Origin of the sequence: Pseudomonas sp. R15(2017) (assembly GCF_002112685.1) — a bacterium.
Taxonomy (GTDB): Bacteria; Pseudomonadota; Gammaproteobacteria; order Pseudomonadales; family Pseudomonadaceae; genus Aquipseudomonas; species Aquipseudomonas glycinae.
The window spans coordinates 595459-612001 of sequence record NZ_NEII01000001.1 but is presented as its reverse complement, the minus strand read 5'-3'; the positions used below and the strand labels follow the sequence as shown (position 1 = coordinate 612001).

12 protein-coding genes are annotated in these 16543 nt (G+C 60.6%); 11 read left to right on the top strand and 1 reads right to left on the bottom strand.

The genetic code is table 11. The features are described 5' to 3' along the window. Positions 1-202: 202 nt before the first annotated feature. Positions 203-2143, bottom strand: coding sequence for a BCCT family transporter (locus CAF77_RS02880; protein ID WP_223290698.1), 1941 nt, complete (start codon positions 2141-2143; stop codon positions 203-205). A gap of 483 nt (positions 2144-2626) precedes the next feature. Between CAF77_RS02880 and betI the strand changes: the two genes are divergently transcribed. From betI to CAF77_RS02825, 11 genes are all read left to right on the top strand, one after another. Next, positions 2627-3220, top strand: a complete 594-nt coding sequence (gene betI / locus CAF77_RS02875) for a transcriptional regulator BetI (RefSeq protein ID WP_011336305.1) — start codon at positions 2627-2629, stop codon at positions 3218-3220. 108 nt (positions 3221-3328) lie between these two features. Beyond that, the gene (betB, locus tag CAF77_RS02870) at positions 3329-4801 is read left to right on the top strand and encodes a betaine-aldehyde dehydrogenase (protein ID WP_064380209.1); all 1473 of its coding nucleotides are present in this window, start codon (positions 3329-3331) and stop codon (positions 4799-4801) included. Positions 4802-4981: 180 nt separating this feature from the next. Then, positions 4982-6685: a choline dehydrogenase gene (gene betA / locus CAF77_RS02865; protein ID WP_064380206.1), complete on the top strand. Its 1704-nt coding sequence runs from the start codon at positions 4982-4984 to the stop codon at positions 6683-6685. Between the two features lie 184 nt (positions 6686-6869). Then, positions 6870-7868, top strand: a complete 999-nt coding sequence (locus CAF77_RS02860) for a hypothetical protein (RefSeq protein ID WP_064380204.1) — start codon at positions 6870-6872, stop codon at positions 7866-7868. Further along, positions 7868-8593, top strand: coding sequence for an AzlC family ABC transporter permease (locus tag CAF77_RS02855; RefSeq protein ID WP_064380201.1), 726 nt, complete (start codon positions 7868-7870; stop codon positions 8591-8593). The genes CAF77_RS02860 and CAF77_RS02855 overlap by 1 nt, the downstream gene beginning before the upstream one ends. Then, a complete protein-coding gene (locus CAF77_RS02850) occupies positions 8590-8934 on the top strand; it encodes an AzlD domain-containing protein (RefSeq protein WP_064380199.1) in 345 nt (114 codons plus the stop codon). Before CAF77_RS02855 ends, CAF77_RS02850 begins: the two co-directional genes overlap by 4 nt. Positions 8935-9152: 218 nt before the next feature. After that, a complete protein-coding gene (locus CAF77_RS02845) occupies positions 9153-10595 on the top strand; it encodes a TldD/PmbA family protein (RefSeq protein WP_064380197.1) in 1443 nt (480 codons plus the stop codon). Next, entirely contained in the window at positions 10595-11932 is a 1338-nt protein-coding gene (locus CAF77_RS02840) for a TldD/PmbA family protein (protein WP_064380194.1), read from the top strand. Before CAF77_RS02845 ends, CAF77_RS02840 begins: the two co-directional genes overlap by 1 nt. 159 nt (positions 11933-12091) lie before the next feature. After that, positions 12092-13519, top strand: coding sequence for a multidrug transporter subunit MdtD (gene mdtD / locus CAF77_RS02835; protein WP_011336310.1), 1428 nt, complete (start codon positions 12092-12094; stop codon positions 13517-13519). Between the two features lie 121 nt (positions 13520-13640). After that, complete coding sequence (gene dbpA / locus CAF77_RS02830) at positions 13641-15026, top strand: ATP-dependent RNA helicase DbpA (RefSeq protein WP_007959732.1); 1386 nt, start codon at positions 13641-13643, stop codon at positions 15024-15026. A 167-nt stretch (positions 15027-15193) separates the two neighbouring features. Further along, positions 15194-16372 carry an NAD(P)/FAD-dependent oxidoreductase gene (locus CAF77_RS02825; protein WP_064380191.1) on the top strand — a complete coding sequence of 393 codons (1179 nt, stop codon included), beginning with the start codon at positions 15194-15196 and terminating at the stop codon, positions 16370-16372. Positions 16373-16543: the final 171 nt, after the last annotated feature.

Below are 16543 nucleotides of genomic sequence, written 5' to 3'. Positions count from 1 at the left end.
GACACAAAAACGCCGCGAGAGATCGCGGCGTTTTTGTTTTGATCGTTCCCACGCTCTGCGTGGGAATGCAGCCCGGGACGCTCCGCGTCCCATTGGTGCCAAGCGTGAAATCGGCAGCGTGGCTGGAACGCGGAGCGTCCCTTGAGGCATTCCCACGCAGACGGTTCGACGCCTCGACGTGGGAACGATCCTGAATTACAACTCAGCTATACACCCGGCCAAGGAGCTGCCGATGGCTTTCAAACTGATCGAGCACATCGCGTGTGATCTGATCCTGTGTGAAGCCCATCAAGTCGTAGTCCTGGCTGCCGTTGTGCAGGTACACCTCGGCGCGGTAGAAACGCTGGCGCGCTTCATCGGACTGGACCGACTCGCTCGGGGTCGCCAGGTAGCCGTCCAGGCTCACTTCGTAGACAAAAGGGTTGCCCTCTTCCATCTCGACCCGCACGCCCATGCAGCGCTTGGACTTGCCCAGCAGCGTCTGCACTTCCAGACCCTGTGCACGCATTTGCGCAGCGGCATCTTCCAGTGCCGGGCTGACGTGCTTGTCCATGAAGCGCTGAACCACCGATTGGCTCGGTTGCAGATCCAGCTGGGTCAGGCGCTCGCTGAAACCACGACGACCGCGCTCGGCCAGTTGCGCCTGCTCCTGTTCGATCTGCATGTCCTGGCGCATCGCCTTGTGCAAGCCGAACATGAAGCACACCAGCACCACCGAGAACGGCAGACCGGCCAGCACCACCATGGTCTGCATGGCTTCGAAGTTACCGGCGAACAGCAGGCCGATGGTTACCAGCGTGATCACGACCGACCAGAAGATCCGCAGCCAGTGCGGGGCATCTTCGTCGACGTTGCCGCCCTTGCAGGACAGGTTCGCCATCATCACCGCGCCGGAGTCGGCCGGGGTCAGGAACAGCACGAAACCAACAAAGATCGAAACACCGATCACGACTTTCGACGCCGGGTAGTGTTCCAGCAACTGATAGATCGCCATCGACGGCTGTTCCAGCGCCGTCTTGCCCAGTTCCACCGCGCCCTGGTTCATCACCAGATCCAGCGCCGAGTTACCGAAGATCGACAGCCACGCCAAGGTGAAACCCAGCGGAATCAGCAACACGCCAGCCACCAGTTCACGCACGGTACGACCACGGGAAATCCGCGCGATGAACATGCCGACGAATGGGGCCCAGGAAATCCACCAGGCCCAGTAGAACAGCGTCCACAGGCCCAGCCAGCGGTCGGATTTCTCGCTGTCGCCTTCATAGACGTACAGGTCGAAAGTCTTCAGCACCACGCCGTTGAGGTAGTCGCCGATGTTCTGCACGAAGCCGTTGAGCAAGTGCAGGGTCGGACCGAACAGCAGAACGAAAATCAGCAGGCCGCTGAACAGGATGATGTTGAGGTTGGACAGACGACGGATGCCGTTTTCCACACCGGACACGGCAGCGATGGTCGCCACGGTGCTCATCACGATGATCACGATCAGCAGATTGGTGTTGCTGTGTTCCATGCCGAACAGGTTTTCCAGGCCCGAGGACACTTGCAGCGAGCCGATCCCCAGGTTGGTCACCAGACCCAGCAGGGTCACGAACATGCCGAAGCCGTCCACCGCATGACCGGCTGCGCCCTTGACCCAACGCTCGCCCACCAGCGGGTACAGCGCCGAACGCAGGGCCAGCGGCTGGTTATGACGGTAAGCGAAATAGGCCACGGCCAGACCGACCAGCGCGTAGATCGCCCAGCCGTGCAGGCCCCAGTGCAGGAAGGTCAGCTGAACCGCCTGACGTGCCGCCATGTTGGTCGCGGACGCACCTTCCGGCGGATTGAAGTAGTGATCCAGCGGCTCGGAGGCGCCAAAGTACAGCAGCGAAATACCGATACCCGACGAGAACAGCATCCCGGCCCAGGCGCCGTAGCTGAAGTCCGGGGTGTCGTCCTTGCTACCCAGTTTGAGTTTGCCGTAGGAGGAAAACGCCAGGCCCACCACAAACACCAGGTAAGCGGCGATCACCACCATGTAGTACCAGCCGAAGCTGCGGGACAACCAGGCCTGAGCCACTCCCAGCATTCTGCCGGCCTCTTGCGGGGCGATGATCAGAATGGCGGTCAACAACAGAATCAGCGCGGTAGAGGTGTAGAACACCCAACCGTTGACCGTCACCTTCTCGGGCGGGGTCTTTATTAGCGAGGCAGAACTCATGGCACAAATGCTCCAGGCAGTGCGAGAGAAGAACACAAGGCAACACGGAACCCGACCAATCGGTTAGTTGGCAGCCGACCGGCGGGTGATATAAAGACACCCCGAAAAAAGCCCGAACCTGCAGAGTTGGCACCGCGAATCGCCGTCGTGGCCGAGGCTTGGACGTTCATCCGAAACCTGGCCTTGAGCGTCTTGCCCATTCAACACGTCCATCGAACGTCGAACCGCGCCTTGCCCCGCGCAGGTTTCGAGCATTTTCGGATGTCGGTTTTATCGCCACTTACACGTAAGAAAATTCTGTAGGCAGCGACGATTTGTCGCAGATCTTATTCTTTGTTGATTGAACGTTCAATCAAAACAAAATAGACTGGCCCTCAATCCGATCGGCGTTTGTCGTCCGTCGGAAGGCCTAAGGAGATGTGCAAGATGCCCAAGGTCGGTATGCAACCCATCCGCCGCCAACAACTGATCGAAGCCACTTTGCAGGCGGTTGATCAGGTCGGAATGGGGGACGCCAGCATTGCGCTGATCGCCCGTTTGGCCGGTGTCTCGAATGGCATCATCAGTCACTATTTTCAGGACAAGAACGGCCTGATTGCCGCCACGATGCGGTATCTGATGAGCGTCCTCAGCGAGAACGTCACCGCGCGCCGTCAGGCGCTGGCAGACAGCAGCCCCCGGGCGCATCTGCAGGTGATCATCGAAGGCAACTTCGACGCCAGCCAGGTCAATGGCCCGGCAATGAAAACCTGGCTGGCCTTCTGGGCCACCAGCATGCACCAGCCGTCTTTGCACAGGTTGCAGCGGATCAACGATCACCGTCTGTATTCCAACCTGTGCTGCGAGTTCCGCCGTGTGTTGCCGCTCGAAGATGCGCGCACCGCCGCCCGTGGACTGGCAGCTCTGATCGACGGTTTGTGGTTGCGCGGCGCGCTGTCGGGAGACGCTTTCGACACTGCGCAGGCGCAACAGATCGCTTACGAATACATGGATTTCCAATTGGCCAAGCAGGTGAGCTAGAGCACAGAAAAAACGCTCGGCCCCTGAACTGTCACCGACCAGCGATGCCACAGCTACATGGCTCACCCGGTGACCAACGCCAACCACTAATGCACTTGCGAGGACACTATGGCCCGTTTCGAACTGCAAAAACTCTACATCGATGGCGCGTACTCCGACGCCGGCAGCGATGCCACCTTCGAAGCCATCAACCCGGCTAACGGTGAAGTCCTCGCACTGGTGCAACGCGCGACCAAGGAAGACGTCGAGCGCGCTGTGGTCAGCGCCGAAAAGGGCCAGAAAATCTGGGCCGCGATGACCGCCATGGAGCGTTCGCGCATCCTGCGTCGCGCCGTCGACATCCTGCGCGAGCGCAACGATGAACTGGCTGCCCTGGAAACCCTGGACACCGGTAAAGCCTTCTCCGAAACCAAATACGTCGACATCGTCACCGGCGCCGACGTACTGGAATACTACGCAGGCCTGGTACCCGCCATCGAAGGCGAGCAGATCCCGCTGCGTGACACTTCCTTCGTCTACACCCGTCGCGAGCCGCTGGGCGTCGTCGCCGGTATCGGCGCGTGGAACTACCCGATTCAGATCGCCCTGTGGAAATCCGCTCCAGCCCTGGCGGCCGGTAACGCGATGATCTTCAAGCCAAGCGAAGTCACCTCGCTGACCACCCTGAAACTGGCCGAAATCTACACCGAAGCCGGCGTTCCGAACGGCGTGTTCAACGTACTGACCGGCAGCGGCCGTGAAGTCGGCACCTGGCTGACCGAGCACCCGCGCATCGAGAAGATCTCCTTCACCGGCGGCACCGACACAGGCAAGAAGGTCATGGCCAGCGCTTCGGCTTCGTCGCTCAAAGACGTGACCATGGAACTGGGCGGCAAGTCCCCGCTGATCATCTGCGACGACGCCGACCTGGATCGCGCCGCCGACACCGCCATGATGGCCAACTTCTACAGCTCCGGTCAGGTCTGCACCAACGGCACTCGCGTGTTCGTGCCGAGCCACCTGAAAGCCGCTTTCGAAGCCAAGATCGTCGAGCGCGTTGCCCGCATCCGCGTTGGCAACCCGGAAGACGAAAACACCAACTTCGGCCCGCTGGTCAGCTTCCCGCACATGGAAAGCGTGCTGGGCTACATCGCCAAGGGTAAAGAAGAAGGCGCCCGCGTTCTGTGCGGTGGCGAGCGTCTGACCGACGGCGAATTCGCCAAAGGCGCGTTCGTGGCTCCAACCGTGTTCACCGACTGCACCGACGACATGACTATCGTCCGTGAAGAAATCTTCGGCCCGGTGATGGCGATCCTGAGCTACGAAACCGAAGAAGAAGTGATCCGCCGCGCCAACGACACCGACTTCGGCCTGGCCGCCGGTATCGTCACCCGCGACCTGAACCGCGCCCACCGCGTGATTCATCAGCTGGAAGCCGGTATCTGCTGGATCAACGCCTGGGGCGAGTCCGACGCAAAAATGCCGGTTGGCGGTTACAAGCAGTCGGGCGTGGGCCGTGAGAACGGCATCAGCTCGCTGAACAACTTCACTCGCATCAAATCGGTACAGGTCGAGCTGGGCGATTACGTCTCGGTGTTCTAAGACCCGAGTCTCGTATTGCCTGCGAGGGCCTCTTCGCGGGCAAGCCCGCTCCCACAGGTTTGGGGTCGTCCATCAAATCCGTGGCAACTCCCAATCCCTGTGGGAGCTGGCTTGCCAGCGATTCGAGTGCATAGCACTCGCCGAGGCCCGATCTGACCACATCTAAAGAGGGTGCATTCAATGTCCCAAGAATTCGATTACATCATCGTCGGTGCCGGCTCTGCCGGTAACACCCTGGCGACCCGTCTGACTGAAGACGAAGGCGTCACCGTCCTGCTGCTCGAAGCCGGCGGCCCGGACTACCGTCTCGATTTCCGCACGCAGATGCCGGCAGCCCTGGCATTCCCACTGCAAGGCCGTCGCTACAACTGGGCGTACGAAACCGATCCGGAGCCACACATGGACGGTCGCCGGATGGAATGCGGTCGCGGCAAGGGCCTTGGCGGCTCCTCGCTGATCAACGGCATGTGCTACATCCGTGGCAACGCGATGGACTACGACGGCTGGGCGAAACTGCCAGGCCTGGAAGACTGGTCCTACCTCGATTGCCTGCCGTATTTCCGCAAAGCGGAAACCCGCGACATCGGCCCGAACGACTACCACGGCGGCGACGGTCCGGTCAGCGTGACCACTCCGAAAGCGGGCAACAACCCGCTGTTCCACGCCATGGTTGAAGCTGGCGTGCAGGCCGGTTACCCGCGTACCGAAGACTTGAACGGCTACCAGCAGGAAGGCTTCGGCCCGATGGACCGCACCGTGACGCCGAACGGCCGCCGTGCTTCCACCGCCCGTGGTTACCTGGACGTGGCCAAGAAGCGTTCGACCCTGACCATCGTCACTCACGCCCTGACTGACAAGGTTCTGTTCGAAGGCAAGCGTGCCGTTGGCGTGCGTTACCTGGTCGGTGCCGCTGAAGAACGTGTTGAAGCCCGCGCCCGCAAGGAAGTCATCGTCTGCTCCGGCGCGATCGCTTCGCCGCAACTGCTGCAACGCTCCGGCGTCGGCCCGGCGAAACTGCTGGAAAGCCTCGACATTCCGGTGGTTCACGATCTGCCGGGCGTCGGTGAAAACCTGCAGGATCACCTCGAGCTGTACCTGCAATACGCTTGCACCCAACCGGTCTCGCTGTACCCGTCGCTGCTCTGGTACAACCAGCCGGCCATCGGTGCCGAGTGGCTGTTCAACGGCACCGGCATCGGCGCCAGCAACCAGTTCGAAGCCGGTGGTTTCATCCGTACCCGTCCGGAATTCGAGTGGCCGAACATCCAGTATCACTTCCTGCCGGTGGCGATTAACTACAACGGCAGCAACGGTGTGAAAGAGCACGGTTTCCAGGCGCATATGGGTTCCATGCGTTCGCCAAGCCGCGGTCGCGTCCAGGTCAAATCCAAGGATCCGCGTCAGCACCCGAGCATCCTGTTCAACTACATGGCCACCGAGCAGGACTGGCAGGAGTTCCGCGACGGCATCCGCCTGACCCGTGAAATCATGCAACAGCCTGCACTGGACGCCTTCCGTGGCCGCGAAATCAGCCCGGGCATCGAAGTGCAAACCGATGAGCAGCTGGACAAGTTCATCCGCGAGCACGCCGAAACCGCGTTCCACCCGTCCTGCTCGTGCAAGATGGGCACCGACGAAATGGCAGTAGTGGATGGCGAAGGCCGCGTGCATGGCATGCAGGGTCTGCGTGTGGTCGATGCTTCGATCATGCCGATCATCACCACCGGCAACCTGAACGCGCCGACGATCATGATCGCCGAGAAAATCGCCGACAAGATCCGTGGCCGCCAGCCGTTGCCGCGCAGCAACGCACCGTACTATGTCGCTGGCGATGCGCCGGTGAAAGGCAAGGCGATGCGTGATGTAACGCCTGCCGCTCACTGACAACCTACTGGCACCGCCACTAAAAACCGCCACCTCTTTCAGAGGCTGGCGGTTTTTTATTTAACCCTCCCTACTATTTAAAAGTGCAACTTCAGCCGAACAAAACTCGCAATACTTACCAACTTTACCTCTCGATCAAACACACTAGAATGCGCGCCTCCAAAGTACAAACCAAGGAAGAACAATGCCATTCAACTACGCAAATGAGAATATGTCCGCCAGCTTCTTTCGGCATGCATTATCCAAAGAAAAAACCATCACTTTGGACTTCAGCTATTTAAGCGGCGTTATCGAGTCGTGGTGGAAAAAGAACAAGGGTCAAAACCTGCACACCCTAAAAATACAACTTACAAATTTATTCATTAATTATCTCCACCCGGAAGACACCCTCTACTTTGACCAGGTCGGCACCAACAAAGGCATTGCCGCGGTGTGCATCAGAAATATTTTCAGCATCGACTGCCCCGCACTGGCCCTCACCGTCCATGAGGCGCTGGCCGACCTGTTCCACTTGACTGATATCAAGTACGAATACGAAGACCATAAAGCGCTGTACATGAAACCCTCCGCTGAAAAGTATCGGGAATGGGGTAATGGTTACGGGGACATCACCCCGCACTCAGATGACTTGTATGAAAGCCTGGACGTTGACTATCTTGCACTCACGGTGTGCCGGGACACTACTCGCACGCCGACCGCCTATTATTTTCCAGCCGACTTGCTGCTATCACTTGATGATGAAGAAATTCAAACCTTACTTGGCATGCAGGCGATTTTCGTTTCAGGTAAAAACGTCAAAGGCTCAAAAGAGCGCGTTCGAAATGTCGTTGAATACAGTGAACTGTATGGCTACCGGTTTTCACTTGATTTCCGTATCGACATTCACAGCGGCGAGCGAATGCGTGCGCTCAACGGCGGTCAAGAGGTGTTGGACAAAATCCGCGCAGGGCTGCCCACTGCCAAGTGCAATGTCTCCACGGCGCAGACCGGCACGTTCCTGATCGTTGCCAATAACAAGATATTGCATGCTCGCCCCACTCTGAATATCAGCGCCGATGAGGTTCGCTTGCAAGCCGCAACTTCGACGTTGACCACTACGCCGCGCTTGTTGTTTCGCAGCAAAGGGCCTCGCAAGCAGTATTACTCGCTGGACGAAAAGCACGCAGTCCGAGGAGCGGCTTGATGAACGGCTGCCAGTCTTCATCCGACTCCACCTTCGCGCAAACGCTCAAGGCGGGAGGGCGCGACGCTATCACCTTCGGCATCGCGTTCATTTTTCTGTATTTATCCATCGGAATGGTGGGCGCTGCTCAAGCGCTGACATTGAGTCAGACGATGGCAACGACCCTGTTGATTTTTTCGACACCGTTACAGTTTCTACTCATACAAAACTACAACGACGGATGGTTGCTGATCCCGATTATTCTGGCACTCAACGCCCGATTTGTTTTGCTTTCAGCGACGTTGGCACCGCACCTCAAGCAGACGTCGACGCGTAAGACTCTCGCGTCATTGATACTGCTGACACCCTCGATCTTCACGGCATGCATAACGCGCTTCAAGCACAAGACGAGTTTCCCGTTCGCGTATTTTGTTGGCGTAGGCGCACCCATCTTCGCCTTGTCGATCATCTGCACTTACGTCGGCTTTATCGCCGGCGCAGATTTTGCGTCACCGACCGTTGCAGCCGCCATGACGATGCTCTTGCCACTTCAGTTCACTGCGCTGGCCGGCAAGCACTGGCCGCACTACATGGAGGTCTCCAGCTACTGGCTGGGATTCATCGGTGCCCCTTTGCTGGTGTTGCTCTTCAAGGACTACAACTTGCTGATTACGCCGTTTGTGATCGGCGGCATGCTCGTAATGATTGAAAATACCCGTACTCGCCAAGGAACGGCTTCGCAATGACTCTCTGGATGCTGATCGGCTTTGCCGCAATCACGGCGTTTGCATTTCGTGCATTACCGTTTGCTTTCAAAAACACCACGGCGTTGACGCGCACCGAAGGTTCTTTTTACCGCTTCGTCAGTTACAGCGCCCAGGCGATGTTGGGAGTGATCATTTATGACACGGCATTTGCCAGGCTTGATGGCCCGAGTCTGATGCAACAGTTTCAGATTCTGGATGCGCTGAAACTGCTGCTGTTAGTCGGAACATTTGTCGTCGTGGCCAGAACCCGAAAAATTCTGCCAGGTTTCTTTGCCAGCCTGCTGATTTACGTACTCGCATTCGTCTATTTGAATAACTGAAGTTTTACCGCAGAGCCGACCAGGGGCCCTTGGACACGCTTGCTCAAGTACGCCCCTTTTGCCTGACGGCGATGACGGTCACTCACAGAATGTATTTCCCTCTCAGGCGCTACCCTTGATAGTCCCCCCCACGCAGGCCTACTCTAGTCCTCGCCCAATCGTTCCCCCTCCCCGCCGAATTCGCTTTGCCGCCGCTCCCATGACAAGGAGGTTCCCTGATGTTCGATTTCCACCCCCAGCTCAAGCAGCGCTTTGCTGCCTTGCGCACGGGCGCCGAGTTTTTTTCCCTGCGGTATGTACGCGAATCCGGCCAGTACCTGTCGGTGCGCAAGAACGTTGCCGAACCGCCGAGCCTGAGCCGCGACGAAGGCGCGATGCTCACCGTCCGGGTCAACGGCGTCGAAGCCTACGCCGCGACCAATGACCTGTCGCAACAAGGCCTGCAAGCCGCCCTCGAGCGTGCCGAACAACAGGCCCGTCGGATCAAACCGCACGCCCTGCTCGACTTGAGCAAGCAGCCGGTGTCCAGCGACCGCGCCGATTACTTTTCACCCAATCTGGAACAACCCTTCCCGTCCCTGAGCGAATGCTTCGAGCTGCTCGGCGCGGAATCCGCCTCGGTGCCAAAGGATGAGCGCCTGGTGAACTGGGAAGTGAGCATCGGCATCACCCACGTCGAACAGATCTACCTGAGCAGCGCCGGCGCCGAATTGCGCCAGGCCCAGCGTTTCGTCTATCCGGGCCTGAGCGTCACCGCCTACGACGGCAACGACAGCCAGACCCGCAGCCTCGGTCGCGAGAACTTCGGCCAGCAGGGCGGCGCCGATGTGATCAGCCGTTGCGGCCTGATCGGTGCCGGCCCGCAAGTCGCCGATCAGGCGCTGCAACTGCTGCTCGCGCCGAATACGCCACAAGGCCCGCGCGACCTGCTGCTGATGCCCGACCAGATGATGCTGCAGATCCACGAATCCATCGGCCACCCGCTGGAGCTCGACCGCATCCTCGGCGACGAGCGCAATTACGCCGGCACCAGTTTCGTCAAAGCCGCGGATTTCGGCAGCCTGCAATACGGCTCGAAACTGCTCAACGTGACGTTCGATCCGGGCATCCCGGAAGAACTCGCCAGCTACGGCCATGACGACGAAGGCACCGCCGCCAGCAAGCAATTCCTGATTCGCGAAGGCCTGTTGGTCCGTCCATTGGGCGGTGCCTTGTCGCAATTTCGCGCGGGCCTGGACGGCGTCGCCAACAGCCGCGCCTGCGGCTGGAACCGTCCACCGATCGACCGCATGGCCAACCTCAACATCGAGCCGGGCAACCAGCCGCTGGAGCAACTGATCGGCGGCATCGAAAACGGCATTCTGATGAGCACCAACCGTTCCTGGTCGATCGACGATGCACGCAACAAATTCCAGTTCGGCTGCGAATGGGGCCAGTTGATCGAAAACGGCGAACTCAAGGGTGTAGTGAAAAATCCAAACTACCGGGGCATTTCCGCGCACTTCTGGAAGAGCCTGCGCGCCGTCGGCAACGCCGGCACCACAAAGGTGCTGGGCACGCCGAACTGCGGCAAGGGCGAACCTAACCAGGTGATCCGCGTCGGCCACGCTTCGCCGGCCTGCGTGTTCAGTAATGTAGATGTGTTTGGGGGAGACGCCTGATGAGTATTTCCAAGAACCCGTCCGAGGCGTTCAAGGTGCTGGTCAACTGGCTGCGCGATGCCGTGCGCGAGCCGGAACAGTTCACCCTGAGTTACGACGCCGAATCGTCGGCCTTCGTCCGCTTCAACCACGCCAGGGTGCGTCAGGCCGGGCAAGTGCAGCAAGCCGGTATCGGTCTGAAACTGATCGACGACGGTCGCCATGCCGACCTGCACATTACCCTGTCCGGTGAGCAGGCCACCGACCTGCAACGCCTCGCCGAAGGTTTGCAACAACTGCGCGAAACCCTGCCGCTGCTGCCGCAGGATCCGTACCTGTTGCTCAACCACAACGGCTGGCAGAGCCAGAATGTGCAGGAGCATCCGCTGCCGGACACCGAGCAGGTGGTGGCGGAAATCGCCCAGGCGGCCGAAGGCCTGGATCTGGTCGGCTTCTATGCCGCAGGGCCGATCAGCCGTGGTTTTGCCAGCTCTTCCGGCGCTTTCGGCTGGCATCAGGCCAACAGCTTCAACTTCGATTTCAGTCTGTTCCATGAGAACGGTGAAGCGGTGAAAGCCAGCTACGCCGGGCATGACTGGAACAGCGAAGACTTCGCCAGACGCATCCAGCAGGCCCGCGAACAACTCGAGTTTCTCGGTCGACCGCTGCGCACCCTGCCGCCCGGCCAATACCGCGCCTATCTGGCGCCCGCAGCCCTGGAAGAAATCATGGGCATGTTGTGCTGGGGTGGTTTCTCGGCGCAGTCGATTGCCAGCAAGAGCAGCCCGTTGCAGAAGCTGTATGCCGGCGATCAGGCGTTCAGCCCGCTGGTGTCCCTCGACGAGAAAGTCAGCGACTCGCTGAGCCCGGCGTTTTCCGGCGAAGGTTACCCGCGCAGCGATCTGCGGCTGATCATCGAAGGCAAGGCAGGTGATCAGTTGGTCGGTTCGCGCAGTGCCGCCGAGTACGGTCTGACGGCCAACGGCGCCGGCGGTGGCGAATCGCCGAGCGCGCTGAACATGGGCGCAGGTGACCTACCCCAGGCCGAGATCCTCAAGCAGTTGGGCACCGGGCTGTATATCAGCAACCTGTGGTACCTGAACTTCTCCGATCAACCGGCGGCGCGCCTGACCGGGATGACCCGGTTTGCCACCTTCTGGGTCGAGAACGGCGAGATTCAGGCGCCGGTCAGCACCATGCGTTTCGACGACAGCGCCTACAGCCTGCTGGGTTCGCAGCTGGAAGCGTTGACCGCCGAGCGCGAGCTGCTGCTGTCGGCGAGCACCTACAGCCAGCGCAATACCTCGTCGGCGCTGTTGCCGGGGGCGCTGGTGAGCCGATTGACCCTGACCCTGTAAATCCCGGACCTGATCGTTCCCACGCTCTGCGTGGGAATGCATCCCGTGACGCTCCGCGTCACTTTACAGCGGACGCAGAGCGTCCATGGCGGCATTCCCACGCGGACGGTTCGACGCCTCGACGTGGGAACGATCATCCAACAACCCACAAGAGGTTCCATGCCCAACCGCCCGCCTCTCGACGCCATCACCGCCCGCTGGTTGCCATGGGTCGTCGCCATCGCTTTCTTCATGCAGTCCCTCGACGGGACCATCCTCAACACCGCCCTGCCGGCCATGGCCAGGGATCTGGCCGAGGACCCGCTGCGCATGCAGGGCGTGATCATCGCCTACATGCTCACCGTGGCCCTGCTGATTCCGGCCTCGGGCTGGATCGCCGACCGCTTCGGCACCAAGAAAATCTTCTTCGGCGCGATCCTGCTGTTCAGCCTCGGCTCGCTGCTCTGCGCCTTGTCGAGCAGCCTGAGCATGCTGATCGGCGCGCGGGTGATCCAGGGCCTCGGCGGTGCGCTGATGCTGCCGGTCGGACGCCTGGTGGTGCTGCGCGCCTACCCGCGTTCGGAACTGGTGCGGATCATGGGCTTCATCACCATTCCCGGCCTGCTCGGCCCGCTGATCGGTCCGACCATGGGCGGCTGGATGGTCGAATACCTGACGTGGCACTGGATCTTCCTGATCAACCTGCCGGTCGGCGTCATCGGTTGCTACGCGGTGTGGAAATTCATCCCCGACCTGCGCGGCACCGAGCGTACGCGTTTCGATAGCCTGGGGTTCCTGCTGTTCGGCGCGGCGATGGTGCTGATCACCATCGCCATGGAAGGCCTCGGCGAACTGCACCTGCCGCACCTGCGGGTGATGCTGTTGCTGTTCGGCGGCATGGCATGTCTGGCGGCGTACTGGCTGCGCGCCGGGCACATTGAAAACCCGCTGTTCGCGCCGTCGCTGTTCAAGACCCGCACCTTCGCGGTCGGCATTCTCGGCAACCTGTTCGCCCGTCTGGGCAGCGGCGCCCTGCCGTTTCTGGTGCCGTTGCTGTTGCAAGTGGCGCTGGGTTACTCGCCGTCCCAGGCCGGGATGAGCATGCTGCCGTTGGCGGCTGCGGCGATGGTTGCCAAGTGGGGCGCGCGGCCACTGATCGAGCGCTTGGGCTATCGCATCGTGCTGACCGGCAACACCCTGCTTCTGGGAATCATGCTGGCGAGCATGGGTCTGGTCAGCGAGCAGACGCCGTACTGGCTGCTGCTGTGCCTGCTGGCGGTTCTCGGGGCGATCAACTCGCTGCAATTCACCGCGATGAACACCGTGACCCTGATCGATCTCGACGACGCCAGCGCCAGCAGCGGCAACAGCCTGCTGTCGGTGGTGGCGCAGTTGTCGCTGAGCCTCGGTGTGGCGTGCGCCGGTGCGCTGCTTGGCGGCTTTACGGCGGAAGTCGGCAACGACGGCGTTGAGACCGTGTTGGGCGCATTTCAGCTCACGTTCGTGACCGTGGGGATCATGGCGATGCTGGCGGCGACGATTTTCTCGCAGCTGTCGAAAGAGGACGGAAGGCGCGCCAAACGCCGGGAAGAACATATCGAGCATTGACCGGGGTCTGCGTGGCGAGGGAACCGGCCCTCGTCACAGGCTTTGCGTTCGTCCAGAACTTTCGAGGAAAGTGGCCAGAGGCTGCTACACTGCGCGACATTTTGTTTTGCAGGCCAGTCCCGTGACCACCATCGCCACCGCTTTTAATACTTTGCCGCTGTCCGCCGCCATGCTGGCTAACCTCGACTCCCTCGGTTATGCCCAGATGACGCCGATCCAGGCGCAGAGCTTGCCGGTGATCCTCAAGGGGATGGACCTGATCGCCCAGGCCAAGACCGGCAGCGGCAAGACCGCCGCGTTCGGCATCGGCCTGCTGAACCCGATCAATCCGCGCTACTTCGGTTGCCAGGCGCTGGTAATTTGCCCGACCCGCGAACTGGCCGACCAAGTCGCCAAGGAAATCCGTCGCCTGGCCCGCGCCGAAGACAACATCAAGGTCCTGACCCTGTGCGGCGGCGTGTCCTTCGGCCCGCAGATCGGCTCGCTGGAGCACGGCGCGCACATCATCGTCGGCACGCCGGGGCGCATCCAGCAGCACCTGCGCAAGGGTTCGCTGGTCCTCGACGGCCTCAACACGCTGATCCTCGACGAAGCCGACCGCATGCTCGACATGGGCTTCTACGACGCCATCGAAGACATCATCGAACAGACCCCGGCCCGCCGTCAGACCCTGCTGTTCTCGGCCACCTACCCGGTGGGCATCAAGCAACTGGCGTCGAAGTTCATGCGCGATCCGCAAACGGTCAAGGCCGAAGCGTTCCACGACGACACGCAGATCGAGCAGCGCTTCTACGAGATTTCCCCGGAAGAGCGCATGAGCGCGGTGACCAAGGTTCTGCATCACTTCCGCCCAGCCTCCACCGTGGCCTTCTGCTTCACCAAGCAGCAGGTTCAGGAAACCGTCGATCACCTGACCTCCAAAGGCATTTCCGCCGTCGGCCTGCACGGCGATCTGGAACAGCGTGACCGCGATCAGGTGTTGGCGATGTTCGCCAACCGCAGTACTTCGGTACTGGTTGCCACCGACGTTGCCGCCCGTGGTTTGGACATCGACGCGCTGGACATGGTGATCAACGTCGAACTGGCCCGCGACTCGGAAATCCACATTCACCGCGTCGGCCGTACCGGTCGTGCCGGCGAGAAAGGCATCGCGGTCAGCCTGGTGGCGCCGTCCGAAGCGCACCGCGCGCAAGCCATCGAACAACTGCAGAAGACCCCGCTGAACTGGGATCAGGTGGACAACCTCAAGTCCCAGGGCGGTGCCCCGCTGCAACCGCCGATGAGCACGCTGTGCATCGCTGGCGGGCGTAAGGACAAAGTCCGTCCGGGCGACATTCTCGGCGCACTGACCGGCGAAGCCGGCATCCCGGGCGCCCAGGTCGGCAAGATCGCGATCTTTGACTTCCAGTCCTATGTGGCCGTCGAGCGCACCGTGGTCATGCAGGCGCTGCAGCGTTTGAACAACGGCAAGATCAAGGGCCGTTCGCTGCGCGTCCGGGTTTTGTAAGAACGCTTAAATGATCGTTCCCACGTCGAGGCGTCGAACCGTCCGCGTGGGAATGCCGCCATGGACGCTCTGCGTCCGCTTTTAAATCGTGACGCGGAGCGTCACAGGATGCATTCCCACGCAGAGCGTGGGAACGATCTGCGTGGTCATTGTGTGAGGACACCGTTTTGCGCTCTACCGAAGTCGTGATCATTGGCGCTGGCGCCGCAGGGTTGATGTGTGCACTGACCGCCGCCGGGCGTGGGCGTCAGGTGTTGCTGCTCGACCACGCGAACAAGGCCGGCAAGAAAATCCTGATGTCCGGCGGTGGGCGCTGCAACTTCACCAACATGTACACCGAACCGAGCAATTTCCTCTCGCAGAACGCGCACTTCTGCAAATCCGCACTGGCCCGCTACACCCAGTGGGATTTCATCGGCATGGTCGCCAAGCACGGCGTGCCGTATCACGAGAAGAAGCTCGGCCAACTGTTCTGCGATAACAAATCCAGCGACATCCTCGGCATGCTGCTGGACGAGTGCGATCAGGTCGGCGTCAACCTGCACCTCGACACCTCGATCCAGACCATCGAGAAGGTCGAGGGCGGTTACCTGCTCGACACCACCCTCGGCCAGATCCAGTGCCAGTCGCTGGTGATCGCCACCGGTGGCCTGTCGATCCCGACGTTGGGCGCCACCGGTTTCGGTTATCAGGTCGCCAAACAGTTCGGCCACGACCTGCTGCCGACCCGCGCCGGTCTGGTGCCGTTCACCATCACCGATCAGCTCAAGGATTTGTGCACCGAACTGTCCGGCACCTCGGTGGATTGTCTGGTCAGCTGCAACGACCAGAGCTTTCGCGAGAACATCCTGTTCACTCACCGTGGCCTCAGTGGTCCGGCGATTCTGCAGATTTCCTCGTTCTGGGAGCCGGGCGACACGGTCGAGATCAACTTGCTGCCCGATCACGACGCCGCAAGCTGGCTGCAACAGCAGACTGCCGAACGCCCGAACAGCGAACTGAAAACGCTGCTCGGCGAAATCTTCACCAAGAAAATGGCCAACCTGCTGGCGGACAACTGGTTCGTCTCCAAACCGATGAAGCAGTACACCCATGCCGAACTGGCGGACATCGCCGAGAAGCTGGGCAGCTGGAAAGTCGTCCCGGCCGGCACCGAAGGCTACCGCACTGCCGAAGTGACGCTGGGTGGCGTCGACACCCGCGAAGTTTCGTCCAAGACCATGGAATCGCTGAAAAGCCCGGGCCTGTACTTTGTCGGCGAAGTGCTGGATGTCACCGGGCATCTGGGCGGATTCAACTTCCAGTGGGCATGGGCCTCTGGCTACGCTGCCGCGCAGTACGTCTGACCCGACACTAAATACAAAAACCTGTGGGAGCTGCGGTGCGACGATTCGACTTGCCAGCGATAGCGGGCTGACATTCAACAGTGATGTTGGAGCTGCCGGCCTCATCGCTGGCAAGCCAGCTCCCACAGTTTCTTTTCCAACCTGGAAATTGAGTTCGACACAACGACCCAA